The 26818-nt window shown below is 64.8% G+C and carries 31 protein-coding genes; 19 read left to right on the forward strand and 12 right to left on the reverse strand.

Annotated elements, in window-relative coordinates; translation table 11 throughout:
* Nucleotides 1-7 precede the first annotated feature (7 nt).
* From pth to AB8841_RS14375, 5 genes are all read right to left on the reverse strand, one after another.
* The gene (gene pth, locus AB8841_RS14355; protein WP_370436510.1) at nucleotides 8-625 is read right to left on the reverse strand and encodes an aminoacyl-tRNA hydrolase; all 618 of its coding nucleotides are present in this window, start codon (nucleotides 623-625) and stop codon (nucleotides 8-10) included.
* An 87-nt stretch (nucleotides 626-712) separates the two neighbouring features.
* Nucleotides 713-1327 carry a 50S ribosomal protein L25/general stress protein Ctc gene (locus AB8841_RS14360; RefSeq protein WP_370436511.1) on the reverse strand — a complete coding sequence of 205 codons (615 nt, stop codon included), beginning with the start codon at nucleotides 1325-1327 and terminating at the stop codon, nucleotides 713-715.
* A 464-nt stretch (nucleotides 1328-1791) separates the two neighbouring features.
* On the reverse strand, nucleotides 1792-2724 hold the full coding sequence (locus tag AB8841_RS14365; protein WP_370436512.1) for a ribose-phosphate pyrophosphokinase: 933 nt from the start codon (nucleotides 2722-2724) through the stop codon (nucleotides 1792-1794).
* Nucleotides 2725-2879: 155 nt separating this feature from the next.
* Nucleotides 2880-3383 (reverse strand): hypothetical protein, encoded by a 504-nt coding sequence (locus AB8841_RS14370; RefSeq protein ID WP_370436513.1) that lies wholly within the window; start codon nucleotides 3381-3383, stop codon nucleotides 2880-2882.
* Between the two features lie 60 nt (nucleotides 3384-3443).
* Nucleotides 3444-4604: a benzoate/H(+) symporter BenE family transporter gene (locus AB8841_RS14375; RefSeq protein WP_370436514.1), complete on the reverse strand. Its 1161-nt coding sequence runs from the start codon at nucleotides 4602-4604 to the stop codon at nucleotides 3444-3446.
* A gap of 99 nt (nucleotides 4605-4703) precedes the next feature.
* Here AB8841_RS14375 and uvrC point away from each other — a divergent pair, with 99 nt between their 5' ends.
* The 10 genes from uvrC to AB8841_RS14425 all read left to right on the forward strand — a co-directional run bounded on the left by uvrC (nucleotide 4704) and on the right by AB8841_RS14425 (nucleotide 13159).
* Complete coding sequence (gene uvrC, locus AB8841_RS14380) at nucleotides 4704-6737, forward strand: excinuclease ABC subunit UvrC (RefSeq protein WP_370436515.1); 2034 nt, start codon at nucleotides 4704-4706, stop codon at nucleotides 6735-6737.
* A gap of 92 nt (nucleotides 6738-6829) precedes the next feature.
* Nucleotides 6830-7408, forward strand: coding sequence for a CDP-diacylglycerol--glycerol-3-phosphate 3-phosphatidyltransferase (pgsA, locus tag AB8841_RS14385; protein ID WP_370436516.1), 579 nt, complete (start codon nucleotides 6830-6832; stop codon nucleotides 7406-7408).
* Nucleotides 7409-7412: 4 nt separating this feature from the next.
* On the forward strand, nucleotides 7413-7664 hold the full coding sequence (gene moaD / locus AB8841_RS14390; RefSeq protein ID WP_370436517.1) for a molybdopterin converting factor subunit 1: 252 nt from the start codon (nucleotides 7413-7415) through the stop codon (nucleotides 7662-7664).
* Nucleotides 7665-7670: 6 nt separating this feature from the next.
* A complete protein-coding gene (locus AB8841_RS14395; protein WP_370436518.1) occupies nucleotides 7671-8123 on the forward strand; it encodes a molybdenum cofactor biosynthesis protein MoaE in 453 nt (150 codons plus the stop codon).
* A gap of 424 nt (nucleotides 8124-8547) precedes the next feature.
* Nucleotides 8548-8796 (forward strand): hypothetical protein, encoded by a 249-nt coding sequence (locus AB8841_RS14400; RefSeq protein ID WP_370436519.1) that lies wholly within the window; start codon nucleotides 8548-8550, stop codon nucleotides 8794-8796.
* A 551-nt stretch (nucleotides 8797-9347) separates the two neighbouring features.
* Nucleotides 9348-10244, forward strand: a complete 897-nt coding sequence (locus tag AB8841_RS14405; protein WP_370436520.1) for an extensin family protein — start codon at nucleotides 9348-9350, stop codon at nucleotides 10242-10244.
* 180 nt (nucleotides 10245-10424) lie between these two features.
* The gene (locus AB8841_RS14410; protein WP_370436521.1) at nucleotides 10425-10781 is read left to right on the forward strand and encodes a hypothetical protein; all 357 of its coding nucleotides are present in this window, start codon (nucleotides 10425-10427) and stop codon (nucleotides 10779-10781) included.
* Nucleotides 10778-11440 (forward strand): ribonuclease T, encoded by a 663-nt coding sequence (locus AB8841_RS14415; RefSeq protein ID WP_370436522.1) that lies wholly within the window; start codon nucleotides 10778-10780, stop codon nucleotides 11438-11440. Before AB8841_RS14410 ends, AB8841_RS14415 begins: the two co-directional genes overlap by 4 nt.
* Nucleotides 11441-11628: 188 nt before the next feature.
* Nucleotides 11629-12477: a 23S rRNA (adenine(2030)-N(6))-methyltransferase RlmJ gene (locus tag AB8841_RS14420; protein WP_370436523.1), complete on the forward strand. Its 849-nt coding sequence runs from the start codon at nucleotides 11629-11631 to the stop codon at nucleotides 12475-12477.
* 76 nt (nucleotides 12478-12553) lie between these two features.
* A complete protein-coding gene (locus tag AB8841_RS14425; protein WP_370436524.1) occupies nucleotides 12554-13159 on the forward strand; it encodes a glutathione S-transferase family protein in 606 nt (201 codons plus the stop codon).
* 63 nt (nucleotides 13160-13222) lie between these two features.
* Here the strand turns inward: AB8841_RS14425 and AB8841_RS14430 are convergent, their stop codons facing one another.
* On the reverse strand, nucleotides 13223-13885 hold the full coding sequence (locus AB8841_RS14430) for an outer membrane protein (protein WP_370436525.1): 663 nt from the start codon (nucleotides 13883-13885) through the stop codon (nucleotides 13223-13225).
* Between the two features lie 293 nt (nucleotides 13886-14178).
* Between AB8841_RS14430 and AB8841_RS14435 the strand changes: the two genes are divergently transcribed.
* Complete coding sequence (locus AB8841_RS14435) at nucleotides 14179-14937, forward strand: SDR family oxidoreductase (RefSeq protein ID WP_370436526.1); 759 nt, start codon at nucleotides 14179-14181, stop codon at nucleotides 14935-14937.
* Here AB8841_RS14435 and pgeF read toward each other — a convergent pair.
* The 3 genes from pgeF to lgt form a co-directional block, all read right to left on the reverse strand.
* Entirely contained in the window at nucleotides 14927-15694 is a 768-nt protein-coding gene (pgeF, locus tag AB8841_RS14440; RefSeq protein ID WP_370436527.1) for a peptidoglycan editing factor PgeF, read from the reverse strand. The genes AB8841_RS14435 and pgeF overlap by 11 nt on opposite strands.
* A gap of 128 nt (nucleotides 15695-15822) precedes the next feature.
* Entirely contained in the window at nucleotides 15823-16899 is a 1077-nt protein-coding gene (locus tag AB8841_RS14445; RefSeq protein WP_370436528.1) for a class I SAM-dependent methyltransferase, read from the reverse strand.
* Nucleotides 16896-17753 carry a prolipoprotein diacylglyceryl transferase gene (lgt, locus tag AB8841_RS14450; RefSeq protein WP_370436529.1) on the reverse strand — a complete coding sequence of 286 codons (858 nt, stop codon included), beginning with the start codon at nucleotides 17751-17753 and terminating at the stop codon, nucleotides 16896-16898. The genes AB8841_RS14445 and lgt overlap by 4 nt, the downstream gene beginning before the upstream one ends.
* Before the next feature lie 138 nt (nucleotides 17754-17891).
* Here lgt and AB8841_RS14455 point away from each other — a divergent pair, with 138 nt between their 5' ends.
* From AB8841_RS14455 to AB8841_RS14475, 5 genes are all read left to right on the forward strand, one after another.
* Nucleotides 17892-18170, forward strand: coding sequence for an accessory factor UbiK family protein (locus tag AB8841_RS14455; RefSeq protein ID WP_370436530.1), 279 nt, complete (start codon nucleotides 17892-17894; stop codon nucleotides 18168-18170).
* Between the two features lie 386 nt (nucleotides 18171-18556).
* Nucleotides 18557-19057, forward strand: coding sequence for a YbjN domain-containing protein (locus AB8841_RS14460; protein WP_370436531.1), 501 nt, complete (start codon nucleotides 18557-18559; stop codon nucleotides 19055-19057).
* Nucleotides 19058-19145: 88 nt separating this feature from the next.
* On the forward strand, nucleotides 19146-19976 hold the full coding sequence (gene proC, locus AB8841_RS14465) for a pyrroline-5-carboxylate reductase (RefSeq protein ID WP_370436532.1): 831 nt from the start codon (nucleotides 19146-19148) through the stop codon (nucleotides 19974-19976).
* A 192-nt stretch (nucleotides 19977-20168) separates the two neighbouring features.
* Nucleotides 20169-20867, forward strand: a complete 699-nt coding sequence (locus AB8841_RS14470) for a TetR/AcrR family transcriptional regulator (RefSeq protein ID WP_370436533.1) — start codon at nucleotides 20169-20171, stop codon at nucleotides 20865-20867.
* Between the two features lie 19 nt (nucleotides 20868-20886).
* Entirely contained in the window at nucleotides 20887-21246 is a 360-nt protein-coding gene (locus AB8841_RS14475; protein WP_370436534.1) for a tRNA-binding protein, read from the forward strand.
* Between the two features lie 153 nt (nucleotides 21247-21399).
* Here AB8841_RS14475 and AB8841_RS14480 read toward each other — a convergent pair whose 3' ends face one another.
* The 3 genes from AB8841_RS14480 to AB8841_RS14490 are packed head-to-tail and all read right to left on the reverse strand — an operon-like array spanning nucleotide 21400 to nucleotide 23978.
* On the reverse strand, nucleotides 21400-22767 hold the full coding sequence (locus AB8841_RS14480; RefSeq protein WP_370436535.1) for an ATP-binding protein: 1368 nt from the start codon (nucleotides 22765-22767) through the stop codon (nucleotides 21400-21402).
* The gene (locus AB8841_RS14485; RefSeq protein WP_370436536.1) at nucleotides 22764-23483 is read right to left on the reverse strand and encodes a response regulator; all 720 of its coding nucleotides are present in this window, start codon (nucleotides 23481-23483) and stop codon (nucleotides 22764-22766) included. The genes AB8841_RS14480 and AB8841_RS14485 overlap by 4 nt, the downstream gene beginning before the upstream one ends.
* A gap of 36 nt (nucleotides 23484-23519) precedes the next feature.
* Nucleotides 23520-23978 carry a MarR family winged helix-turn-helix transcriptional regulator gene (locus AB8841_RS14490; protein ID WP_370439272.1) on the reverse strand — a complete coding sequence of 153 codons (459 nt, stop codon included), beginning with the start codon at nucleotides 23976-23978 and terminating at the stop codon, nucleotides 23520-23522.
* Nucleotides 23979-24211: 233 nt separating this feature from the next.
* Here AB8841_RS14490 and AB8841_RS14495 point away from each other — a divergent pair, with 233 nt between their 5' ends.
* From AB8841_RS14495 to AB8841_RS14505, 3 genes are all read left to right on the forward strand, one after another.
* Nucleotides 24212-25099, forward strand: coding sequence for a branched-chain amino acid aminotransferase (locus AB8841_RS14495; protein WP_370436537.1), 888 nt, complete (start codon nucleotides 24212-24214; stop codon nucleotides 25097-25099).
* A gap of 580 nt (nucleotides 25100-25679) precedes the next feature.
* Nucleotides 25680-25955: a DUF3072 domain-containing protein gene (locus tag AB8841_RS14500; protein ID WP_370436538.1), complete on the forward strand. Its 276-nt coding sequence runs from the start codon at nucleotides 25680-25682 to the stop codon at nucleotides 25953-25955.
* A gap of 200 nt (nucleotides 25956-26155) precedes the next feature.
* A complete protein-coding gene (locus tag AB8841_RS14505) occupies nucleotides 26156-26746 on the forward strand; it encodes a hypothetical protein (protein ID WP_370436539.1) in 591 nt (196 codons plus the stop codon).
* Nucleotides 26747-26818: the final 72 nt, after the last annotated feature.

The raw sequence follows: 26818 nt of genomic DNA on the forward strand, positions 1-26818 counted from the left end.
TGAATTCCTACTTGTCGGCGGCCTTTTCTCCGGGCCGCTTCACATCGATCCAGCCCTTCGCCTCCATGGCGAGGTGGATCCTGTTCTGAAAGCTTCCGTCCTCACCTTTGGCAAGGAGGGCAGCGTTGTCGGCAATGGCACGGCACAGATCCTCGACCCACGGTTCCTCGCTCTTGCCGAAATCGCCGAGCACGTGGCCCTGCACGAGGGCCTTGTGGCCAGGATGGCCGATGCCGAGCCGCACGCGGCGGTAATCGTTGCCGCAATGGGCCGAAATCGAGCGCAGGCCGTTATGGCCCGCATTGCCGCCGCCGATCTTCACCCGCAGCTTGGCGGGCGGCAGATCGAGCTCGTCGTAGAAGACCGTGACGTCCTGAAGCGGGATCTTGAAGAAGTTCTGGGCTTCTCCCACCGCCTGGCCGGACAGGTTCATGTAGGTCTGGGGCTTGATGAGCAGCACCTTCTCGCCGCCGATCACGGCATCCGCGGCCTCGGCGTGAAAGCGCTTGCGCCAGGGGCCTGCATTGTGGGCGCGCGCAATCTCGTCCACAGCCATGAAACCGATATTGTGGCGGTTTCTAGCGTAGCGGGAACCAGGATTGCCAAGGCCGACGAAAAGACGCATCGCTCAGGTATTCTCATAAGAAACGCTCCGGCCTTGCGGTCGGAGCGTTGAAGCCGGTCAATGGGCTCGAACGCCCCATGAGGCCGATCAGGCGGCGGGGGTGGCCTCGGCGGCCGGAGCCGCTTCCTCTTCCTTCAGGCCGGTCGGGGCCACGACGGTGACGAGGGTGAGGTTCTCGGTGGAGGCCGCCTTGACGCCGTTCGGCAGCTTGACGTCGTTGAGGTGGACCGAGGCGCCGATGTTGAGGCCTTCGACAGAAGCCTCGACGAAGTCCGGGATCGCGTCGGGCGAAACCTGGAGCTCAACCGAGTGCTCGACGATCTGGACCGTGCCGCCGCGCTTCACGCCGGGGGACTTCTCCTGGCCGACCACGTGGACCGGAACCACGACCTTGATGGTCTGGCCGGCGGCGACGCGGAAGAAGTCGACGTGAAGGGGGAAGTCCCTCACCGGGTCGAGCTGGTAGTCGCGCGGGATCGCGCGGACCGTCTTGCCGTCCACGTCGATGTCGAAGATCGTCGTGAGGAAGTGACCGGCGAAGATCAGCTGCTTGGTCTGGTTGAAGTCGAGGGAGATCGCCTGGGCCGGCTGGCCGGCTCCGTAGATGACGGCGGGAACTTGGCCTTGGCGACGAACGGCCCGGGCGGCCCCCTTGCCGGCCCGGTCGCGCGCCACGGCCTTGATTTGCTTTACTTCGCTCATGGTCGTGGTCCTTTGAAATGGATTGAAAAACCGATGGCCGCCTTAAGGCGGCCATGAGGTCCGCGCCCGTGCCTCCAAGGGTGTCGAGCGGGCGCGAGGCGGCTTATAGGGGAAAGCGCGCCGAAATGCAACGGAACCGGCCATCTCCGATTCTGGTCCGATCGATAGGCCCACGGCGCGAATTGCCCCCCTTTGTGGGCTGGGACAGGGGCGACTATAGATCCCGTATCGTCATGCCTGGCCGTGAGCCGGGCATCCACGTCATTTCCGGCTGAGCGGCTCCCGAAGTCGTGGATGGCCGGGACGAGCCCGGCCATGACGGGCGAGCCTCATCACGTCATTCATCCGGCCGATGACGGCCGCGGGATGCTGTATGCGCAGGGCGGGTTGCGCCATTGAAAAGGGCGCAGCCCAGTTTCTCTGAGCCGCGCCCGGAACATGCCTTTAAAGGAAGGCGCTTGCGCTTAATCGAACAGGCTCGAGACCGAGCTTTCGGTCGCCGTGCGGCCGATGGCCTCGCCCATGAGGGGGGCGATGCTGATGACCCGGATGTTGTGGGCGACCTTCACGGCTTCGGTCGGCATGATGGAATCGGTGATGACCAGTTCCTTGAGCCGGGAGCCGGCGATGCGGGACACGGCCCCGCCCGAGAGAACACCATGGGTGATGTAGGCATAGACTTCCTTCGCGCCCTTGGCGAGAAGAGCATCGGCAGCGTTCACCAGGGTGCCGCCGGAATCGACGATGTCGTCGACCAGGATGCAGGAGCGGCCGGCCACGTCGCCGATGATGTTCATGACCTCGGACTCGCCCGGACGCTCGCGGCGCTTGTCGACGATGGCGAGGGGCGCATCGATGCGCTTGGCGAGCGCCCGGGCGCGCACCACGCCGCCCACGTCGGGCGAAACCACCATGCGGTTGCCGCCGTCGAGCCGCTCCTTGATGTCGCGGGCAAGAGTGGGGGCCGCGAACAGGTTGTCGGTCGGGATGTCGAAGAAGCCCTGGATCTGACCGGCATGAAGGTCGAGGGTCAGAACGCGGTCGACACCCGCATGGGTGATGAGGTTGGAGACGAGCTTGGCCGAGATCGGCGTGCGGGCGGCGGGCTTACGGTCCTGGCGGGCGTAGCCGAAATAGGGGATCACCGCCGTGATGCGGCGCGCGGAGGCGCGGCGGAGCGCATCGGTGATGATCAGCAGTTCCATCAGGTGGTCGTTCGTGGGGAACGAGGTCGACTGAATGATGAACACATCCTCGCCGCGCACATTCTCCTGAATTTCGACGAACACTTCCATGTCGGCGAAACGCTTCACCTGGGCCTTGGCCAGCGGAACGTTGAGATAGGCGGCGATGGCCTCGGCCAGCGGACGGTTGGAATTTCCCGCAACGAGCTTCATGCAAGCAACTTTAGCTATGAGTGACCTGTCGAGCCCGCTGCGCAGGGTTGAACCATCTGCGCGGTCAGGCGCAAGGCTCTTAGCAGCGATATCAAACCGTCACAATACGAGTCGTGCTGCTTAAAGTGCCGCAATGGCGGGTTGCGGCCATGCGGTCACTGCAATGCAACAGGGTTGTCGTCGTCCGAAACCTCGGCCGTCTGGACGGATTTCGAGGCGCTCAGGAATTCCGCGATCTCGTCCATGCTGGATTGGGCGAGCTTGGCGAGGGCTTCCTTGTCAATGGCCGAGATCGACCCGGACGCCAGGGTGATGGGGCGCGATCCCTCAAGCCTTTTGGCGCGGCGTTTCTGGGCGTCGAAGACGTCCCAGACATAGGAGACCTTGGTCTGCCCGTCTTCCGTCGCGGTGGAGATGTAGCCGCGGACGCGGTAGCGCGCCTCCGTTCCAGAGCCGACCAGATCGACCTTGCGCTCGGAGGCCGCGGTCGAGAGTTCTCCCAGAAGGGCCGTCTGGACCGGAGCGGGAGCGCCGTCGATGCTCTCGACCGCCACCGGCACGCCTTCCGGCGAGCCGCCCATGAGCGAGCCCTGGCACGCGGCCAGGGCCGCCGTCATCGCCATCGCGGCAAGCCGCCCCCAATATCTCGTCCCGGCCATGAAGGCTCCCGTTTTCATTCGGTAACGAAATGTTAATCGTAACGGGAGCCGCCGTCCAGATCAGCCAAGCTTGCGCACGTGGATGACGAGGGCGTCGAGGGCGAGGGCGACGAGGCCCGCGGCCAATCCCCAGAACGCCGAGCCGATGCCATAGAGGGTGAGGCCAGACGCCGTCACCGCCAGGGTCAGCACGGCGGGAAATCGCTTGGCCTCTTCGGAAAGGGCCGAGCTCAAGGAGCCCGCGAAGGCCCCCATGAGGGCCAGGCCCGCGACGGTCTTGATGAGCTCGGGAGGCAGCGCGGCGATCAGGCCGATGAGCGCGGCGCTGAAGGCCGCGAAGGCCAGATAGCTCAACGTGTAGAACGGACCGACCATCCAGCGCTTGGCCGGATCGGGATGGGTGTCCGGTCCGGTGCAGATCGCCGCCGAGATGGCCGCGAGATTGCTGGTATGGGCTCCGAACAGGGCCGTCACCATGGAGGCGAGCCCCGTCACGGCGAGGATCGGGCGGGTCGGGGGCGTGTAGCCGGAGGCGCGTAGCACCGCGAAGCCCGGCAGGTTCTGGGACGCCATGGTCACGAGGAACAGGGGCAGGCCGAGGCCGATGAGGGCGGCCGGCTCGAAGGCCGGGGCGATGAAGGTCAGGGACGAGAGGCTGAAATCGGAGGAAAGGGGGTGGGCCAACCCGCCCCCGAAGGCGACCCCGAGGCCCACGAACAGCACCGCCAGCACGGCGAGCGCCGGGTTGAACAGCCGGGCGACGAGGAACAGGCCGACCAGGGGCAGGACGAGGCCGGGCGCGCCCTGCGCGCTCTCGAATACGGCCATGACGAAGCGGATCAGGACGCCCGCCAGCATGGCGGCGGCGATCGAGGTCGGGATCTTCTCGATCAGCCGGCCGAACGGCTTGATGAAGGCCGCCAGCACGATGAGGAGACCGGTCAGCAGGAAACAGCCCACGGCCGCGTGGATCGATATGCCGTTGGAGGCCGCGATCAGCGCGGCGCCGGGCGTCGACCAGGCGGTGACCACCGGCATCCGGTAGCGGACGCTCAGGTAGCCGCTCGTGGCCGCCATGGACAGGCACAGGGCCGCGACCCAGGACGAGGTCTGCGCCGCATCCGCCCCGACCGCCTGAGCCGCCGCGATGATGATGGCGATCGTACTGCCGAAGCCCACGAGGGCCGCGACGACGGCGGACGTGACGATCGACAGGCGCATGCCGGGCTCCCGCTGTGACAGGCTTCGCGGTTTATCGCGAATGAGGCTCCCGCGCCAGCCGCACTTTCCTCAAGGGCCGCCAATGCTTAAATCTCCCTCATGAGTCGCAATACCTATAACGACGTTCCGCCCGATATCCTGGACAACGAGGAGGACGACGACAGCGTGGCCGTGGAAAGCGGCTCGGATGTCGAGTTCGACCTCGAGGCCAACCCCGATTCCGTTCAGCGGGGCACCGAGGTCATCCGCCGGTTCTGGACCACGCTGCCCAATGCGCCGGGCGTCTATCGCATGTTCGACGCGAAGGGCGACGTGCTCTATGTGGGCAAGGCCAAGAGCCTGAAGAACCGCGTCGGCTCCTATGCCCGGGGCCAGGCCCATTCCAACCGCATCGCCCGCATGATCGCCGAGACCTCCTCGATGGAGTTCGTCACCACGGCGACCGAGACGGAGGCGCTGCTGCTGGAGGCCAACCTCATCAAGCAGCTCAAGCCCCGCTACAACGTGCTTCTGCGGGACGACAAGTCTCTGCCCTATATCCTGCTCACCGCGGAACATGCGGCCCCGCAGCTCGTGAAGCATCGCGGCGCCCGCAAGCGGAAGGGGGATTATTACGGCCCCTTCGCCAGCGTGTGGGCGGTCAACCGCACCATCAACGCCCTGCAGCGGGCGTTCCTGCTGCGCTCGTGCAACGACAGCTATTTCGAGAACCGCACGCGGCCCTGCCTGCTGTTCCAGATCAAGCGCTGCTCGGGCCCGTGCACCCATGAGATCTCGTCCGAGGAATATGCTTCGCTGGTGAGCGAGGCGCGGGCGTTCCTGTCGGGCAAGTCGAATGCCGTGAAGCAGCGCATTACAGAGGAAATGCAGCAGGCGGCCGAGGAGCTCGAATTCGAGCGCGCCGCGCGCTGCCGCGACAGGCTCGCCGCCTTGTCGGCGATCCAGGGCGTGCAGGGCATCAACACGCAATCCGTGGAAGAGGCCGACGTGTTCGCCCTCGACGAGCAGGCGGGGCAGTTCTGCGTCGAGGTGTTCTTCTTCCGCAACTGGCAGAACTGGGGCAACCGCGCGTACTTTCCGAAGGCCGACAAGTCGATGACGCCCGACGAGGTGCTCGGCTCCTTCCTGGCGCAGTTCTACGACGACAAGCCCGCGCCGCGCGTGATCCTGCTCTCCCACGAAATCGAGGATGCGGAGCTGATGGCGGCCGCGCTCTCGACCCGCAGCGAGACGCGCGTGGAAATCCATGCGCCCCAGCGAGGCGAGCGCCGCCAGCTCATCGAGTATGTCCTGCGCAACGCCAAGGAGGCGCTCGGCCGGCGCCTGGCCGACACGGCCTCGCAGCAGAAGCTCCTCATCTCGCTGGGCCAGGCCTTCGGCATGAGCAAGGCGCCCAAGCGCGTGGAGGTCTACGACAACTCCCACATCATGGGCACCAATGCGGTCGGCGCCATGGTGGTGGCGGGCGCGAACGGCTTCATGAAGCAGCATTACCGCACCTTCAACATGAAGTCGGAGGACCTGAAGCCCGGCGACGATTACGGCATGATGCGCGAGATGCTCCAGCGGCGCTTCGCGCGGCTCGTGAAGGAGGAGCCGAGGGGAGGCACGAGGGGAGGCAATGGGCAGGAGGCGGGCAACGACGCGGAGCCCGGTTTCGACGACGCATTTCCCGCTTGGCCCGATCTCGTCCTGATCGACGGCGGCAAGGGGCAGCTCGAAGCCGCCCGCCAGGCCCTGGCGGAGGTCGGGGTCGGGGAGGACGACGTGGCCCTCGTCGGCATCGCGAAGGGGCGCGACCGGGACGCGGGGCGCGAAACCTTCTTCAAGGTCGGCCAGCCCCCGTTCAAGCTGCCGCCACGCGACCCGGCCCTCTATTTCGTGCAGCGCCTGCGCGACGAAGCCCACCGCTTCGCCATCGGGTCCCACCGGGCCAAGCGCAAGCGGGAGATGGTCAAGAACCCGCTCGATGAGATCGCCGGCATCGGCCCCACTCGCAAACGGGCGCTCCTGCACCATTTCGGAACCGTGAAGGCGATCCAGCGCGCAGCTCTGGAGGACCTCATGAAGGCCCCCGGCGTGAACGCCGCCACGGCCCGCGCCGTGTACGATTTCTTCCACGAGCGGGGGTAAAGGTTTGCGATAACGGCAATGTGGCCTGTCTCGCGGTTGACGGAGCAAGGCGAGACATGCTTCCTGCCTAACCTATGAGCACTGCACGTTCCATGCGCCGGTCCCAGGCTTTCAACCTTGCCAATCTGCTCACCTATGGCCGACTCGTGGCCGTGCCGGCGGTCGTCGGCCTGTTGTTCTGGCCGGAGGACCATTACTCGCGCTGGTTCGCGCTCGCCGTCTTCGCCCTTGCCGCAATCACGGATTATTTCGACGGCTACATCGCGCGGGCCTTCTCGCAGCAATCGGCGCTCGGCCGGATGCTCGATCCGATCGCGGACAAGCTCCTCGTCGCGGCGTGCCTCCTCATGCTCGTCGCCGATAAGACGATCCAGAGCTGGGACATTTGGGCGGCCCTGGTCATCCTGTGCCGCGAGATCCTGGTGTCGGGCCTGCGCGAGTTCCTGGCGGAGCTGAAGGTGGGCGTGCCGGTGAGCCGGGTCGCCAAGTGGAAGACCACGTTCCAGCTCCTCTCGCTCGGCTTCCTGATCGCAGGGCCGGCGGGCGAGACGGTGCTGCCCGGCACCGTCGTGATCGGGCGCGTGCTCCTGTGGGTTTCGGCCCTGCTCACGCTCTATACGGGGTGGGACTATTTCAAGACCGGCATCAAACATGTCGTCGACGAGGGCTGACCCGATGAAGCTCGTCTATTTCGCATGGGTGCGGGAGCGGGTCGGCAAGACGGATGAGACCGTCGATCTGCCCGAAGGAGTCGCCACCGTCGCCGATCTCGTGCGCTGGCTGAGGACCAGGGGCGAGGAATACGAATATGCCTTCGAGAACGAGGCCATCGTCCGCGCCGCCATCGATCATGTGCACGTCAAGCCCGAGGCCTCGATCGCCGGGGCGCGGGAAATCGCCTTCTTCCCGCCCATGACGGGCGGGTAGAGAACGATGGCTGCCGTCCGGATCCAGGCCGAGCCGTTCGACGCTGCCGCCGAGACGGCGGCCCTGACTGGGGAGCGCGGCGATATCGGGGCCATCGTGGCCTTCACGGGCTTCTGCCGGGACGAGGGCGGCCGGCTCTCCGCCCTGGAACTCGAGCATTATGCCGGCATGGCAGAAGCCGAGATCGCCCGCATCGCCCGCGAGGCCGAGGCACGCTGGCCCCTGCTGGGGCTCACGGTCGTCCATCGCTTCGGCCTGATCCGTCCTGGAGAGCCCATCGTGCTGGTCCTGGCCGCGAGCGTCCACCGCCGGGCGGGGTTCGAGGCGGCCGAGTTCATGATGGATTATCTCAAGACCCGCGCGCCGTTCTGGAAGCGCGAGCATCTGACGGACGGCACGGTGGGGGCCTGGGTCGACGCGAAGGGCAGCGACGACGAGGCCGCGGGACGATGGGCCTAGAGCCTTTTCCATGAACTTCGGTTCATGGAAAAGGCTCTTGTTGTTTGAGAAAGACGCCTTTTCTTCGCAAAACCGGCATCCACTTTTGCGGAAAAGGCTCTAGCGCATCGGACGCAGGAAGTGGGAACCGGTTCTGCGTGAAAAGATGCTCAAAAACAAAATGTTACAGGGCCGGACGTGAGTTCGATTTCACGCCCGGCGCCGTAGAGCATCGGACGCGGGAAGTGGAATTGCACTTTTGGAATCCGTTCGATGCTCCTTCTATGGAGCAGCGCATCGTTTGAGCGGACAACCGGGTCCGCTTTTCGCGAGCGCGGCCTGCCGGGTCCGCACGATGCGCCGAGGCGCCGGCCCATCCGGCATTGCCCTTGACGTTCCGGCCCGCGAGGAGGACGATTCCCCGAAACGACAAGCGGAGGCGTCGATGCCGAGCGTCTTGGCCCTTCTCTCGCTCCTGGTCCCGCTCCTGGCCGGCACGCCTGCCGCCGCCCAGCCTGCGCAGGCTCCCGATCACAATGCCATCGACTGTTATTGCCGCGCCCAGGGCAGGATGGTCCCTCAGGGAGAGACCGTCTGTCTGAAGACGGCCGACGGTCCCCGGCTCGCGCAGTGCCGGATGGAGATTAACGTGATGTCCTGGAACATTACGTCGACGCCGTGCCCGGAGGCATAAAAAACGCCGCCGGAAGCGGCAGCGTCAGAAAGAATGGAACTCGGATGGGGCAAAGCCCCGGAAGGCTAGGGCCGCCTTTAGAAAAGTCCGGCGACGGTCGCAAAAATGAACGAGAAGGAAAGGCAGGCCGCAGCGATATTGAGCTTGCCGGCCCAATCGAAATTCGACGTCAAGTTCATGACATGGCCCCTATCTGTATGGAGAGGTAGCCTATCAGGATAGAGGGGGGCTGAAAAGGGCGCGTCGGGTGCGGCAAAGGTGATCACAATCCGGCAGAATGGTTAACAAATCGTTAAACTATTGACTTTGCTGGGGTCTGGTCCTGAGGATCTCGCGAAAATTTTTTCGTCTCCGGAGGGCCTGCAGCCCGGCGCGGGCGGGCACGGGCGACGTTGACGGGATGTTTACCCGGCGCGCCTTAGGGTGCGCCCATGCGTCGTGGGTTTGTTGCGTTTTTTGCCCTATCGCTCGTTGGGCTCGGGTTGACCGGTTGCGGGTTGTTTCGGTTCGAACAGCGCGAGCCCTGGCGCGCGCAGGCCGAGGAGGCCTGCTTGGCGCAGCGTCTCGTGCAGCCCTCGGCCTATATGGCTCTGTCGTCCAAGATCGACGGGCCCGGCGTGTGCGGCATGGATCATCCCTTCAAGGTCGCCGCCTTCAGCAATGGCGAGGTCGGGCTGAAATCCAAGGTGACGCTCGCCTGTCCGATCATCCCCCGGATCGACACATGGCTCGAGGAGATCGTGAAGCCCGCGGCCGTCATGTATTTCGGAGTCCCGGTGGTCGACCTGAAGGCGGGCTCCTATTCGTGCCGTCCACGCAATAATCAGCGGGGGGCCAAGCTCTCCGAGCATTCCTTCGGCAATGCGCTCGACGTGATGGCCTTCGTCCTGGCCGACGGCCGCGAGATCCCCGTGGAGAAGGGCTGGAAGGGCAATCCCGCGGAGCAGGATTTCCTGCGCGAGGCCTTTGTGGGCGCCTGCCGCTATTTCACGACGGTCCTCGCTCCGGGATCCGACGCCTACCATTACAATCATATCCACATCGATCTGGCGCGGCACGACCCCCGCGGCGACCGTCGCATCTGCAAGCCGATCATCAAGTTCACGCCGCGAATCGATCCCGAGCGGAGCCGCGAGCTCCTCCAGAGCGCCAACGCTCAAGGCGACCTGCCGTCCGCGGACCTGGAGCAGGACATGCCGGAGGAGAGCGCGACTGCCGGTTACGGAATGGAAGCGCCGATGGGGGCCCCGATGGCCGCGCCGGTGGTCTCCGCTCCCGTGGCACCACCCGCGCAGCGCTATTCCGGCGCTTCCGCGCCGGATGTCTATACGCCCCCGCCGCCGCCCGGATATGGCGGATATTCGCCCCAGCAGACCTATGCGCCGCCTCGGCCGATGAGGCCTTCCGCAGGGCAGCCCCTGGTGCTGAACGGACACGCCTCCTACTAAACCGTAAGCGGAGCCTTGACGTTCTGGGCCGCCGCCCACATGGTCGATGTGACATCAATCCGTCGATCTGTTGGAGCAGTGGAAATGAAGTGGCTGGCGGCTCTTATCTCTTGCCTGATAGTCAGCGCGCCCGCGTTCTCTCGCGAGATCAATCCGGCCGAGCGGCGCGAGAAGTCTAGCGTGCTTTCACCGAGGCCGTACCACGCCAGCCTGCCGGCCTGCGCCGATCCGGCGGTTCTCGGCGACATCGCATCGCGTTTCGCCACCAAGGAGCGCCGGTTCTGGAACTCCGACCTCCAGATCCTCTCCTTCGAACGGGTGGAGCAGGTTGCCTGGCGGCCCTGGGGCCTCGACTACATTCCGCGCCGCTACTGCACCGGCACGGTTGTCGTCTCCGACGGTTACCGGCACAAGGTGAACTTCTCCATCCGCGAGGATCTCGGCTTCATCGGCTTCGGCTGGGGAACCGATTCCTGCGTGGACGGCTTCGACCGCCACTATGCCTACGCTCCGCATTGCAAGCAGGCCGGGCCTTGATTGCCAGACGGCATCTCGCCCTCGCGGGCGCGTGCCTTCTGTGGTCTCTCCCTTGCGCCGCGCAGGTGCCGCGCGAGGTGAGGGGAGCCCCCATGGGGCAGTTCGATTTCTACGTTCTCGCCCTGTCCTGGTCGCCCGGCTATTGCGAGATCAGCGGCCGGAAGAGCCGGCAATGCGATGCCGGAAGTGGCCTTGGCTTCGTCGTGCACGGGCTCTGGCCTCAGTGGGAGCACGGGTATCCCAGTTTCTGCGAGCCGGGCGGACGCTTCGTGCCCAGCGCCGCCATCAGAGAAGTTTCAGGGCTCTTCCCCGACGATAACCTCGCGCGCTACCAGTGGCGCAAGCACGGAAGCTGCTCGGGAGAAAGCCCGAGCGGCTATTTCAAGGCCGTCCGGCGCGCGCGCGATCTCGTGCGCATTCCCGACAGCTTCAAGGCGCTGCACGACAGTTCGCAGGTTCTTCCGAGCGAAATCGAGCGCGCCTTCATCAGCGTGAATCCCGGCCTTCGTCCCGACATGATTGCGGTTTCATGCGAGCGACGCACCTTTCAGGAGGTCCGGATCTGCCTCGACAAGGATCTTCGCGGGTTCCGCCAATGCCCCGAGGTGGACCGGGACGGGTGCCGCGCCGGCGAAATCGCGGTTCCGGCGCTCCGCTGAACCAGGCAGGCGGGCGCATCGTCCGCTCGCAACGCGCATCCGTTTTTCGCACGATGCGCTCGAGCATCGGACGCGGGAAGTGGATTCCGCTTTCGGAATCAATTCGATGCTCCCTTCTTGGAAAGAGCGCATCGCTGCGAGCGGAAAACCGGGTCCACTTTTCCGCACGATGCGCTAGGACTTGAAGAATGAATTACCGTCATGCCTTCCACGCCGGCAACTTCGCCGACGTCATGAAACACGCTCTCCTGGTGCGGATCCTCGTCTATCTGCAGCGCAAGGAGACCCCGTTGCGCGTCATCGACACCCACGCCGGAATCGGGCTCTACGACCTGATGGGGGACGAGGCCGAGCGAACGGGCGAGTGGGTCGACGGTGTGGGCCGTCTCGACGAACCCTTCGCTCCGGACGTCGAGGAGATCCTCGCGCCCTATCGCAACGTGATGGCGGATGTGCGCGCCCGGCACGGTGAGACCATCTATCCCGGCTCGCCCGGCATCGTGCGCGAGCTTCTGCGGCGGCAGGATCGGGGCGTGTTCGTCGAGCTGCATCCGGCCGACCATGCGGCGCTGAGTGCGGCTTTCAATGCGGTGTCGAACCTCAAGGCGATGCATCTCGACGGCTGGACGGCGCTCCACGCCCTGATTCCGCCCAAGGAGAAGCGCGGACTCGTGCTGATCGACCCGCCTTATGAGAAAACCGGAGAGCTGGAACGGCTGGGCACGGAGCTGCTGGGGGCGCTCAGGAAATGGCCGACCGGCGTCTATGTGGGCTGGTATCCCATCAAGAGCGTGGCTCCCGTCGATGCGGTGGCGGCGCGCCTGCACGAGGAGAGCCCGCGCCCAGGCCTTCGCCTGGAGCTCTACGTGGACGATCCGTTGGATCCCTCGCGCCTCAACGGCAGCGGGCTGTTCGTGCTCAATCCACCCTGGTCGCTGAAACGTGAGGCCGAGCTGCTGCTGCCCGCGCTTGCGGAGCGTCTTTCACGGAGCGGCTACGGCGCCTATCGGTGCGAAGCCTTCGGGCCTCCTGCATAAGGCGGATTGCCGCCCTTGCCGGGAGCGGGCATGAATGCAGCCCTACTCAGGCGCATTCCTCTACAGGATCTCATTCATGCTCGTTCTTCGCTCCTCCGCCGCATCGCCTTTCGGCCGCAAGGTCAAGATCGCCGCTCATGTTCTCGGTCTCATGGACCGTCTCCAGATCGTCGATGCGGATACCATGAACCCCGAGGACAACATCCGGCAGCAGAATCCATTGGGGAAGATCCCGGCCCTGGTGCTGGAGAACGGCGAGACGCTCTACGATTCGCGCGTGATCGTGGAATATCTCGATGTCCTGGCCGGCGGCGAGCGCCTGTTTCCGGCAGGCGAGGCCCGTTTCACGGCCCTGCGCGATCAGGCGCTCGCGGACGGCATCATGGATGCCGCGCTGCTGCAGGTCTATGAGGGCCGCTTCCGCCCGGAAGATAAGCACGAGCCCAAATGGGTCGGGCATCAGGCCGGCAAGGTGGAGCGCGGGCTCGCTCACGCGGAGACCCATCTCTCGGCGCCCGCAGGCGACCTGCATGTCGGCCATATCGCCCTGGCCTGCGCGCTCGGCTATCTCGATCTCCGGTTCGCGGGCCGCTGGCGCGAGACGCATCCGAAGCTCGTGGCATGGCTTGCCGACTTCGAGGCGCGGGTTCCCGCATACGCCAGGACCCGGGTGACGGCATAAGCGCATAACAATAAAAAAGGCCCGGGTTTCCCCGGGCCTTTTCTGTCGCGGATGCGACGGATCTTAGTAGGTGCCGAAGCGGTAGTTCAGGCCGGCGCGAACCACACCGAAATCGGTGTCGCCGGTGCTGACCGTGCCAACACCCGGAACCGTGAAGTCGTCGCTGTTGAGGTTGACGTACAGGCCTTCGAGCTTGGCCGAGAGGTTGTTGGTGATGGCGTACTCGATGCCGCCGCCGACCGTCCAGCCGTTGCGGTTGTCCGCGAACGCCCAGCCGCCGGTGGCGTAGATCAGGGCGCGGTCGAACGCGACACCGGCGCGAGCACGAACCGTGCCGAACCAGTCGCCCGAATCACGGGTGATCAGGCCGCCGCCAAGACCGGTGAAGTCATAGGTGGTGCTGCCGAAATCGGCCCACTGCAGGTCGCCTTCCACGCCGACCACGAAGGAGCCCATCTGGTAGTTGTAGCCGACCTGACCGCCGCCCACGAAGCTCGCGTCGTTGTCGCTGTCGGCGAAGATGGTGTCGCCGCCGAACACGAGATCGTCATCGCCGTTGTTGAAGCCGACGCCGGCGTTCACACCGACGTAGAAACCGGTCCAGGTGAAGATCGGAACGGCAGCCACGATCGGAGCCGGAGGAGCGGCGCGCACGGGAAGGTCCGCAGCCGAGGCAGCACCGGCGAAGCCGAAGAGAGCGACGCTAGCGAGAAGAATCTTCTTCATGGTTTCTCTTTCCTTATCGATGTCATACTCCGCACGTCCAGGGGCCCCTGGCTCGAACGGGGTACTACCCATTTATAGAGCGACAACCGGGTGAGGGCTGTGACATGACAACCACAACCCCCTAAGGGCACTGTGGCAGCAATGTGGCGTTGTAATTGAGTATTCCCCTTATGGTCTCGCTGGACTCCACAACGAACAACTCGGCAGTAAGTTCGCGGCCACGGTCGAAAAATGTCATTTTTTGGGCAACGGCCTCAATTCTCGCTACGTGTTACCATTACGGAAGGTAAAGAATGATTAAGACTGCGCTCGTGACCGGGGGAGCCATGAGAATCGGCCGGAGCATCGTGGAGCGCCTCGCACGCGAGGGATTCGAGGTCGCGATCCACTGCCGCCGTTCGACGGACGTGGCGGAAGAGATCGCCTCGATGATCGCAGCGGCGGGCGGACGCGCCGTCGTCGTTCAGGGCGACCTCGCCGATGCGTCGGTGGTCGAACGCCTGGTGGATGAAGCCGTCTTGCGCCTGGGTCGTCCGCTGACGCTGCTCGTCAACAATGCGTCCGAATTCGAGCCGGACGAGGTCGAGACTCTCTCTCCGGAGCGGTGGGACCGGCATTTCGCCGTGAACCTGCGGGCTCCGGCCTTTCTCGCGCGCGACTTCGCACGGCAACTGCCAACCGACCGGGAGGGCTCCATCGTCAACATCGTGGACCAGCGGGTCTGGAAGCTCACGCCGCAATTCTTCTCGTACACCCTCACCAAAGCCGCTCTCTTCACGGCCACCCGGACCATGGCGCAGGCGCTTGCACCCCGCATCCGCGTGAACGCGGTCGGCCCCGGTCCCACTCTGGCGAACGAGCGCCAGGGCGACGAGGATTTCGGAAAGCAGTCCCGCGCCGTGCTTCTCGGACATGGCGGCACTCCGGACGAGATCGCGGAGGCCGTGATCTATCTCGCGCAAGCGCGCAGCGTCACGGGACAGATGATCGCCGTCGATGGCGGCCAGCATCTTGCCTGGGAAACGCCGGACGTGGCGGGGATCAGGGAGTGAGCGCGATCGCCGAGATCAAGCGGCCGTAATCGGGCTCCCTGCGATGGGTGGTGCGGCGGTAGCTGAAGAACCTCGCCTCGTCGGAATAGGTGCAGAGCCTGAGATCGACGAAGGTGCCGATGCCCGCCGCCTTCAGGCGCGCGCCGATGAAGCCCGGCAGGTCGAACATGGCGTGGCCCGCCTTCTCGCCGGGACGGAAGTAGCCGTCGTGCCCGGGCGCTTCTTCGGCGAAGCGCTGCACGAATTCCGGCCCCACCTCATAGGCCGCCTGGCTGATCGTGGGACCGAGCACGGCGACGATGCGCCGGCGCTCCGCTCCCAGGCGCTCCATCGCCTGGAGCGTGGATTCGAGAACGCCCGTGACAGCGCCGCGCCAGCCCGAATGGGCGGCTCCGATCACGCCGCCCTGCGCGTCCGCAAACAGCACCGGGCCGCAATCCGCCGTGGTGATGGCAAGGGCTAGGCCCGGCTCCGCTGTGACCATGGCGTCGGCCTTCGGGCGCTCGGAGCCCCAGGGAGCTTCCACCAGCACCGCATCGGGCGAGTGCACCTGATGCACGCTGATCAGCGCCTCCGGGGGCACAGCCAAAGTCTGCGCCATCCGGCGGCGGTTTTCCTTCACCCGGGCGGGCTCGTCCGAGGAGCCGATGCCCCCGTTGAGCGAAGCATAGATCCCCTCCGAGACGCCGCCCTCGCGCGTGAAGAAGGCATGGCGGATCCGGGGGAGGGAGGCGAGGGCGGGGGCTTGGATGAACATGGGCCTGCGACGTCTAGCGCATCGTGCGAAAAAGTGGACCCGGTTTTTCGCACGAACGATGCGCTCTTTCCAGAGGGGAGCATCGGGTGCAATCCCAAAAGTGCAAATCCACTTTTGGGCCCGATGCTCTAGGGGGCGAGGGGGCGGGGCGGCAGTCCGGGAACGGCTTCGAGATCCTTATGGGTAACGGCCAAAACCTTAAAGAGATCTCCCATGCCCTTGTCGCCGCGCTCCGTCAGGCGCGCGAGCGCGGCATCGATTTCGGCCGATTGGGCCGGCGATGCGCGCTTCTTGAGGGAGGCGGCACGCGCCTCGACCCCGAGGGCGAGGAGGAAATCGCGCTGCGTGCCGAGCCCGTGAACCCGAAGGCCCAACGTGGAGGCGACCTGTGCCAGGCGCTGAAAATCCACATGGGTCGTCAGGTCGGCGCCGCCCGGATCCTGGAGCGGGTCGACGGGAGTGTGCTTCTTCAGGGCCTGCAGCGTGTCGCCGAAGGCGGGGCCCCAATAACCGTAATCGATAGCCAGGATAGCGCCGGTGTCCCGCGCGAGCCTGCGGGAGAGTTCGTGCATGACCTCGAGGGACGCGACGGGCCATTCGAGCACGTCCCCGATCCGCAGCGGCCTGCCGAGCGCTTCGTCGGCCTCTCCGCGCAGGCCGAAGATCAGCCGGTCGCCGTCGAGCCCGACGAGGCGCTCGCACCAGCCCCGTTCCGTAGCCAGAAACTGGCGCACGGGAAGGGCATCGAAGAACTCGTTGGCGACGAGCAGCATCGGGCCTTCGGGCACATCCTCCAGCCGCGCGTGCCATTGAACGGGAGGTCCGGAGGACGCCAGGGTCGCCTGCTGCCGTTGCCGCAGGACGGGACTCGTCTCCACGAGATGCACCTCGACGGCAGCGCCGAAGTCCGGAAGCAGCTTCGTCGCGCGCAGGAGATCCGCCATCAGGGTGCCGCGCCCAGGGCCCAGCTCCACGAGGTGAACGGGGGCGGGGCGGCCCATGGCGTTCCAGACTTCCAGCATCCAGAGGCCGATCAGCTCTCCGAACATCTGGCTGATTTCGGGCGCGGTGGTGAAGTCGCCGGCCGCCCCCAGGGGATCCCGCGTCGCGTAATAATGGCTCAGGCAGAGGCTTATGTAGCGCTCGACCGTGATCGGCCCCTCGTGGGCGATCATCGCGCGCACATGGTCGCCGAGGGCCCTCATGCGGCCTCGGCGGTCTTCGCCGGGCGCGTGGTGCCGCGCGCGGCCATGACGATGAAGATCACCCCGACGAGCGCCATCGGCACTGAGAGCAGCATGCCCATGGTGATTCCGCCTCCGAGGCCCTCCACCGAGGCGCCGAACAGGAACCCGAGCTGCGCATCCGGCTCGCGGAAGAACTCGCAGACGATACGGGCGATCGCATAGCCCAGCACGAAGATTCCCCCGAGAAGGCCGGGACGCCGGAAGCCGAACCGGCGCGCGGCGATCGCCATGATGATGAACAGCACCAGTCCCTCCCCGAAGGCCTCGTAGAGCTGGCTCGGATGCCGGGGCAGGGGCCCTGCATGGGGAAACACGATGGCGTAGGGAAAATCGGGCGCGGGACGGCCCCACAATTCTCCGTTGATGAAATTGGCGATGCGCCCGAAGAACAGGCCGATGGGAGTGACCACGGACGCCATGTCGAGCAGCGCGAGCGCGTTGAGGCCGCGCGAGCGCGCGAAGAGGACGAGGGCCAGCGCCGCGCCGAGAAAGCCGCCATGGAACGACATGCCCCCGTGCCAGACGGCAAGCGCCTCGAGCGGGTTCTGGAGATAGGCGCTCAGATTATAGAACAGGACATAGCCCGTGCGTCCGCCCAAGACGACGCCGAGTGCGACCCAGACGATGAGGTCGTCGATGTCGGTGGGTTTCGGCTGGCGCAGCGGGGTCCAGAGCTCCGTCTTCGCCGCGAGCCGCTTGGCGTAGAACCAGCCGCCCAGGAGGCCGGCCACATAGGCGAGCGCATACCAGCGGATCGCGAAGGGACCGATGGAGAAGGCGACTGGGTCGATATGAGGGAATGACAGAGGCATGATCGGCCTTCAGTGAACGCATTGCCATTGGACCGGGCAGGGACGGATCGTCAACCCTGTTGCAGTTTCGGGCGAATGCGCCCACATCTGCCTTTCCTGGGCTTTGAGGCCTCTTCAACTGGTGTGGACTTATCGATCATGACTCAATCCTCGAACCGGATCTTCGACGAACTCGCCCGCCTGGCCACGGATGCCGCAGGCGCCGCCCAGGGCGTCAGGCGCGAGGTCGAAACCGTGGTCCGCAGCCAATTCGAGCGCCTGATCAAGGACATGGACGTCGCTACCCGCGAAGAGGTCGAGGTGCTGCGTGAGATGGTGCTGGCCGCCCGCGCCGAGAACGAACGCCTCGAGGCCCGCCTGAAGGCGCTGGAGGACAAGCTCGCGCAATCCGGCGAGGCCGCCACCCCCGCCTCCTAGCGCATCGTGCGGACCCAGCGGGCCGCGCCAGCGAAAAGTGGGCCCGGTTTTTCCGCCGCCAACGATACGCTCCTCTGGGAGAGAGCACCGGACTGATCCGAAAGAAGCGAAACCACTCGTCTTGCATTCGATGCGCTCCCCTTTGGAGGTAGGGCTGCTCTGCCTCAGAGGCATTCCTCCTGTTGTGGACAGGTCCGGATGGCGCATTGTGACCGGGGGCAAAATCTAAGACTGTGTTTCATGAGCTGATTCGGGCATGACGTGGCACAAATCTCGAATGCTTCAGAGTATTCGAGAGGTATTTCTCAAATAGTGCTCGGATTTACGAAATAATATTGCCTAGTTATTTTTAGCGTAACGTAGGCAAACAAGTTTTTTGGGTCGACATGTCTCAGCATCACATCGAAATCGATCGCGTTGAACATCCTCTCGACGTTGTTGAGCGGTTGGCTTCTTTGCAGCATTGGATTTTCGATCGCGCGGAAGCTGACGAAATGTCGGTCTCCGTTGCCGGGCGCTGGGCCGACTACGATATCGCCTTCACGTGGATCGAAGACGTGGAGGCGCTTCACGTGGCCTGTGCCTTCGACCTGAAGGTTCCCGAGCGGCGGCGCCAGGATGTGCTCCAGCTCATCTCCTTCATCAACGAACAGCTCTGGGTCGGTCATTTCGACCTGTGGAGCTCGGAAAACGTTGTGATGTTCCGCCATTCCCTGCTCCTGGCGGGCGGCGCGGATCCGACGCAGGGCCAGTGCGAGACGATGCTGCGCGTCGCCGTCGAGGCCTGCGAACGCTACTTCCAGGCGTTCCAGTTCGTGATCTGGGCCGGGAAGTCGGCGCGCGAGGCGCTCGACAGCGTCTTGTTCGAGACCGAGGGCGAGGCTTAAGGCTCAGGCCCGAAACCGGCCTCGACAGGGCAGGGCGGCTTGTGAATAGTAGCGGCCCTCGTGTCACTCACCTGCCGGAAGATCTGTCATGTCCCTTCATCCCGAGCGCCTGCCTTCCTCCCTCATCCTCGTCGGTGCCGGCAAGATGGGGGGCTCTATGCTGGAGGGATGGCTCGAAGTCGGCATGAACCCCTCCGGCGTGACGGTCATCGATCCCCGCCCCTCGGAGGAGATGACCCGTCTGTGCGCCGAAAGGAGCATCGCGCTCAATCCGTCCGATCAGCCGTCCGCGCCTGACGTTCTCGTGCTCGCCGTCAAGCCGCAGATGCTGGAGACGGCCGCGCCCGCGCTGAACGGCTATCTCGGCCCGCAGACGCTCATCATCTCCATTCTCGCGGGCAAGACGATCGGCGACCTGACCGGCCGCCTTCCTGCTGCCTCCGCCGTGGTGCGCGCCATGCCGAACCTGCCCGCGAGCATCGGGCGCGGCGCGACGGGCGCTGCGGTCAATGCACAGGTGTCAGAAAAACAGCGTCTGATGGCCGACGCGCTGTTGTCGAGCAACGGGATCGTCGAATGGCTGCCGTCCGAGGATCTCATCGACGCGGTCACGGCCGTTTCCGGTTCGGGGCCGGCCTATGTCTTCCATCTCGTGGAGTGTCTGGCCGAAGCGGGAGCCGCGGCGGGCCTGCCTCCGGATCTGGCGCAGCGCCTGGCGCGCGCCACGGTGACCGGCGCGGGCGAGCTTCTGTTCCGGAGCGATCTGCCGCCTGCGACGCTGCGCCAGAACGTGACCTCGCCGGGCGGAACGACGGCGGCGGCCCTCGAGATCCTCATGCGCGATCGGGACGGCCTGAAAGACCTCATGCGCGAGGCCGTGGCTGCGGCCAAGCGCCGTGCCGGGGATCTCGCGGGCTGACAGGCGGGCCGTTGCGCCTAGAGCATCGGGCGTGGAAAGTGGACCCACTTTTCGGATCCAATCCGATGCTCCACTCCTTGAATGGCGCATCGTTCGGAGCGGACACGAAGAACCACGGTCGTGAAAACCGGGTCCACTTTTCCGCATGATGCGCTAGATCCATCGGACGGATGAGATGATCAGGAGAGTGCCATGACGGTGGAAAAGCCGGCCGACAAACGCAGCGCCATCATCGATGCCCTGATGAGGCTTGCCGCCTCGCAGGACTGGAACGAGATCGAGATCGGCGACATCGCCGAGGCCGCAGGCGTCTCGCTCGCCGAATTCCGCGATGCGTTTCCGTCGAAAGGCGCGGTGCTCGGCGGCCTCTCGCGCCGGATCGACCGCAAGGTGCTGGAGGAGACGACGGACGATCTCGCCGGAGAGCCGGCGCGCGAGCGCATCTTCGACGTCCTCATGCGCCGTTTCGATGCACTGGAGCCGTACAAGGAGGCGCTCCGGCGGATCTTTGACGACGTTCGAAGCGACCCGCTCGCCCTGGCCGCTCTCCATCAGGTGGCCGTCAACTCCATGCGCTTCATGTTGGCCGCGGCGGGCATCCGTACGGAGGGGCCGCTCGGAACCGTCAAACTTCAGGGGGCGGTGCTCGTCTACTCCAACACGATGCGCACCTGGCTTCACGACGACGATCCGTCTCTCGCCCGAACCATGGCGCGCCTCGACCGGGAATTGCGGCGCGGCGAGCGCGTGCTCGAAGGCGCCGAGGATCTGCGCCGCCTGACCGCGCCGTTCCGCGCCTTCGGGCGCGCCTTGAGGGAAAACCGGTCGAGACGACGTGAGAAACGTGCGACCAGTGAGGGCGATGCGGATAATCCCGCAGCCGCCATTTGAGGCAGAAGAAGGGGGCATCATGGAGCAGGCACAATCGCCGACGCCGACGATCACGTTCGACGATTTTCAGAAGGTCGACATTCGCGTCGGCCGAATCACCGCTGCCGAGCCATTTCCGCAGGCTCGCAAACCGGCATTCAAGCTCACCATCGATTTCGGGCCCGAGATCGGCACCAAGCGCTCGTCCGCGCAGATCACCGTGAACCACACGATGGAAGAGCTCGTCGGATCCCTGGTGCTCGCGGTGGTCAATTTCCCCCCGCGCCAGATCGGACCCTTCATGTCGGAGGTTCTCACGCTCGGCGTGCCCGATGCGAACGGCGACGTGATGCTCATCCGCCCCGACCGCGACGTGCCGGTTGGGGGAAGGCTGTATTGAGAGGCGTCATCCCGGGCTCCGCTGCGCGGAGCCCGGGATGATCGTCGGTAAGCAGCATCGGACGCGAAATCGAACCCACATCCGATGCTGTCAGTCTATGGTCTTGAGCATCCTTTCACGCAAAACCGGTATCCACTTCCCGCGTTCGATGCTCTATGCCGGGAGCCGCACCGTCGCGCGCAGGCCCCCGAGCGGACTGTCGCCCAGGCTGATGTCGCCGCCGTGAGTGCGCGCGATGTCGCGCGCGATGGACAGGCCGAGGCCCGATCCACCCTCATCCTGGTTGCGCGCCTCGTCCAGGCGCACGAAGGGCTTGAACACCTCCTCGCGCATGTCCGCAGGAATTCCGGGCCCGTCGTCGTCCACGTGTAGCGTGAGCCAGCGCGTTTCGTGATTGGCGGAAATCGCGATGCGGTGGCCATGCCGCGCGGCGTTGGAGACGAGATTGAAAAGAAGACGCCGGAAGGCGTCGGGGCGAACGATGATGATCGGATCGCCTACGATCGTGAGTTCCGTCATATGCCCTTGGCGCTCGGCATCCGATTGCACCTCGTGGAGGAGGTTGCGCAGGTCCGTCTCCCCTGCCTGCTCGCCGGCATCGCCATTTTCGCCGCGCGCGAAGGCGAGATAGCCTTCCAGCATGCGGGTCATCTCGTCCACGTCGCGCTTGAGATCCTCGATCTCGGGCGTTTCCTCCATGAGCGCGAGGGAGAGCTTGAAGCGCGTGAGGATGGTGCGCAGATCGTGGCTGACGCCGTTGAGCATCGTCGTGCGCTGCTCGAGATTGCGCTCGATGCGCCGCTTCATTTCGATGAACGAGTAGCCGGCCTGACGCACCTCGCGCGCGCCCCGGGGACGGAACTCGATGTCGCGCCCCTTGCCCAGCGCTTCGGCGGCCTCGGCGAGCCGCAGGATCGGGCGGATCTGGTTGCGCAGGAACAGGATCGCGATGCCGAGCAGCACGAAGGACGAGCCGCCCATCCAGACCAGGAAGATGTGCGAGTTCGATGCGTAGGCCTGACTGCGCCGCGCGAGGACGCGCATCACGGTGTTCTGGTCGAGCTTGACGCGAATCTCCACGTAGTTGGAGCGTCCCACCGTGTCGAGCCAATAGGGATTGTCGAGCTGCCGGCGCAATTCGGTGGAAAGCGTTTCATCCAGAATCGAGAAGAATGGTTTCGGGCCCGGCGGCGGAAGATCCGTGTTGTGCAGGATGTCCACGTCGAGCTGGAGGCTCTCGGCCGCGATGCGCGAGAGCGTCGTCGCCTCTTTGTCCTGCGGGTAGCTCTCGTAGATCTGGACGAGGGCCGCGATATCCGCCGTGACGGCGGAGGAGAGCCGGCGCGTCACCAGTTCGTAATGCCGCTCCATGAACACGTAAGCGACGACGGATTGCAGCAGGATCACGGGCGCGATGATGATGATGAGCGCGCGCGCATAAAGGCCCTTCGGCAGGAACCTGCCGAACCAGCGCGCCGCTCGATCGAGCGGTGCATAATGAAGGGTGGCACCAATCTTCATCGGTCGATCACGAGACGATACCCGATTCCGCGCACGGTCTGCAGGAAAATCGGATTGGCCGGATCGTTTTCGATCTTGCGCCGCAGGCGGTTGATCTGCACATCGACCGTGCGTTCGTTCGCGGCGGCGCCGTTTCCGGCGAGCGCATCGCGCGGGACATTGTCTCCCGTCGCCGAACCCAGGATGGTCAGGATCTCCCGTTCGCGCTCCGTGATCCGCACGATCTCCTCGCCGCGACGCAGCTCGCCGCGGTCGAAGCGGTAGGAAAAAGGGCCGAAATGGATGATTTCGGGAACGTCTCCGCCTCGGCCGCCCGGCGCGGGTACGGCCCGCCTGAGAATATTGCCGAGCCGCAGCAGAAGCTCGCGCGGCTCGAACGGCTTCGCAAGGTAGTCGTCCGCACCGATCTCGAGGCCGGTCACACGGTCGGACGTCTCGGAGCGGGCGGTGAGCATCAGGATCGGCACCTGGGACGTCTGCCGGATGCTCCGGGCATAATCGAAGCCGGATTCGCCCGGCATCATCACGTCGAGGACCAAGGCGTCGAACAGGAAGTTTTCGGTCTTGGACCGTGCTTCCGTCGCGCTGGCCGCGGCCGTCACGCGGTAGCCGTTTTCGGAAAGAAACCGGGTCAGGAGATCTCTCAGGCGCCGGTCGTCGTCCACCACCAGGACGTGGGGGGCATGGTCGGGAATATCGATGCGGGGCGCTTCCATGGGCTCCAGGACGGTTGTTCCGGGGCCCCTGCTTTATCAGGTTTTGTCCGACCCGAATACGAGGCGCTTCACATGCTCGCGATCGTCCGGGTCGATCAGGCACAGGAGATACCGGCTGACGGCCTCCTTGGCGGCCGGGTCCGCATCCGCCAGCGCCCGCATGATCCGCCGCGTCTGGAGCTTGGCGAGCTTCAGGGCGAGGTCATGTCCCTGCGGCGTGGCGTGAAGCAGCCTCTGGCGCCGGTCCGCGACGCCCATGCGGCTCTCGATGAAATTCTTCTCGATCAGTTCCTTCAGGACCCTGTTCAGGCTCTGTTTCGTGATCCTGAGGATGTCCAGAAGCTCGGCGATCGTCAGGCCGGGCTGGCGGCTCACGAAATGCAGGACCCGGTGATGCGCCCGGCCGAAGCCGTATTCGTCCAGAATCCGGTCGGGATCGCTGACGAAGTCGCGATAGGCGAAGAAGAGCAGCTCGATCAGGTCATAGGCCGGCATCTCGGCCAGAATGTCCGTTTCGGAGCTTTGTCCAGGTACCTGTCTCTTGAAAGCCGGAATCGCGTCTGGCACCGTTCCTATCCAATTTTACGTCAGCCTTGTTGACATATCTCAGGACGATTGTTACTCGTCAAGTCGCTTTCGTGAAACGAATGAAACCGAAACGGCACGGGAGCGACCGGAAATTTCACGGCCCCGGTTTGCCACAAAGGTCGGCAGTTAAGGAGAAAACGATGTCCGCGACCCCCTTCGATCAACGTGATGGATGGATTTGGTACGACGGGCAGTTCGTACCCTGGAAGGACGCCAAGCTCCATGTCCTCTCGCACGGCCTCCATTACGGATCCAGTGTGTTCGAGGGCGAACGGGCCTACGGGGGCGAAATCTTCAAGTCGATCGAGCATGCCGAGCGCCTGAAGCGTTCCGCCCAGATCCTCGATTTCGAGATTCCCTATACGGTCGCCGAGATCGACGCGGCCAAGCGCCTCGTGCTGGAGAAGAACGGCATGACGGACGCCTATCTGCGGCCCGTCGCCTGGCGCGGCTCGGAGATGATGGGCGTCGCCGCCCAGACCAACAAGATCCACCTCGCCATCGCGGCGTGGGAATGGCCGAGCTATTTCGATCCGGCCCAGAAGATGAAGGGCATCCGTATCGACATGGCGGAGTACCGCCGTCCCGACCCGGCGACGGCCCCGTCTACCGCGAAGGCTGCCGGTCTCTACATGATCTGCACCATCTCGAAGCATAAGGCTGAGCGGAAGGGCTATGCCGACGCGCTCATGCTCGACTGGCAGGGCCGCGTCGCCGAGTGCACCGGCGCCAACGTGTTCTTCGTCAAGGACGGTGTGGTGCATACCCCCATCGCCGATTGCTTCCTCGACGGCATCACGCGCCAGACGGTGATCGAGCTCGCCAAGCGCCGCGGTCTTGAAGTGGCCGAGCGCCGGATCATGCCGGAGGAACTGGCGGGCTTCCAGGAATGCTTCATCACCGGAAGCGCGGCGGAAGTGACTCCGGTGGCCGAGGTCGGTTCCTACACCTTCACGCCGGGCGCCATCACCAAGATGCTGATGGACGACTATACGGCCGAGGTGCAGCCCAAGGCCAAGGCGGCTTAAAGCCTCGCCATCGCTTGCGTATCGTCATGCCCGGGCTCGTCCCGGGCATTCGCGTTTGAGGCGCAGCGGATCCTGCGGACGTCGATGGCTGCGACACGTGCGGCCATGACGACGTGGCGTTAGGAGGGCAGGGCGCACGTCAAAAATCCTCTGCGTCGGGAATGCGGTTGAAGGCGATCTTCGCCCGCATATGGCATCGGACGTAAAATCGAACTCACGTCCGATGCTATAAGCCTATGTTGTTGAGCATCTTTTCACGCAAAACCGGTTCCCATTTTTGCGTCCGATGCTCTAGCCTCCGGAAATATCCATCATGGGGCGTCAATGCAGAAGCGTCTGCCTGTGACTGGCGTTGAGCCGGGGGCGATGAGGGACACTTCCTCCATCCGGCTTGCGGATGGTTGCCACCCTCATCGTGATATGTACAAAGCAAGAACATGCGCTTGGCGGCGAGTCGAGCCTCGGACCTGTGGATAACGGGGACGAGTCGCCGGGAGTAGCTCGTCATTCCGCTGCGGAACCAATGGCCTGATTCAGATGTTCTCGTTTTAGAACAAAACGCGAACAATAGGAGTCTCGCATGGCATCGCGCAGCAAAGCCCCACATCACGGCTCGGGCGAGCGCAGTCCCGCTCCCGAAGCGGACAATCCGAAGCTCGATCCGGAGGCCGTGGACAATCGAATCAAGGATCCGGAGGATTGGGTCACCGGCCACGAGCCCATGACCGGCGCCCAAGCCTCCTATCTCAAGACCCTGTCCGAGCAGGCCCACGATCCTGAAGCCTTCGATCCGAAGCTCGACAAGGCCGAGGCCTCGAAGCGCATCGACCGGCTGAAATCCGATCAAAGCCGCTGAGGCGGAGCCGGGGCCTGGAAACGGGCGCGTCTAGAGCATCGGACGTGAAAAGTGGACTTGCATCTTTGGGATCGGATCCGATGCTCACTCCTAGAAGAGCGCATCGTTCGTGCGAAAAACCGGGTCCCACTTTTTCGCACGATACGCTAGCCATACATTTCCCGTAATCGCGGCCCAGACCCTGGACCGATGTGAGGATCATGGCCGGCCGACCTGTTCACCCTTTCCGACGCATGCGGCGCGTCCTGAATGCGCCCCTGCTGATCGTGGCCGTCGTTGCGGTTCTGCTCGACGACGTCTTCCGCTCCTTCGTGGTCCCGGCCGTACAGGCGCTGGCGCGGGTCGGCCTGATCCGGCGGATCGAGGCCGCGATCGCGAAGCTGCCGCCTGTCGGCATCCTGATGCTGTTTCTGATTCCTCTCGCCGTCATCGAACCGTTCAAAATCTATGGCCTCTATCTCTTCGGGCAGGGGCATTTCCTCTCGGGCCTCCTGATGTTCGCGCTGGCCAAGGTGGTGGGCCTCGGACTGGCCGAGCGGCTCTTCGCCGTCGGCCGCGACAAGCTGCTCTCGATCCGCTGGTTCGCCTGGTGCTATGCCCGCGTTCTTCTGATCCGTGACTATGTCCATGCCTGGCTTGCCCGTTCGCCCGTCTGGCGGAGGGCTGTCCGCATCATAGGCGTCGTCCGCGGGAAGGCGAATGCCCTGCGCCGTGGCGTGGCGCGCCTTCTGCGCCCGGGAGGCAGGTTCGCGGCGGCGCGGCGCCGGGTGCGCCGTTTTCGGACCGTTTGATCGCGCCGGGCCCTTTTGCAAAAGCGTTACCGTTCATACATAAGGCCTGGAGCATCGTGCTCCGAAGGGATG

This window comes from Microvirga sp. TS319 (genome assembly GCF_041276405.1).
GTDB lineage: Bacteria > Pseudomonadota > Alphaproteobacteria > Rhizobiales > Beijerinckiaceae > Microvirga.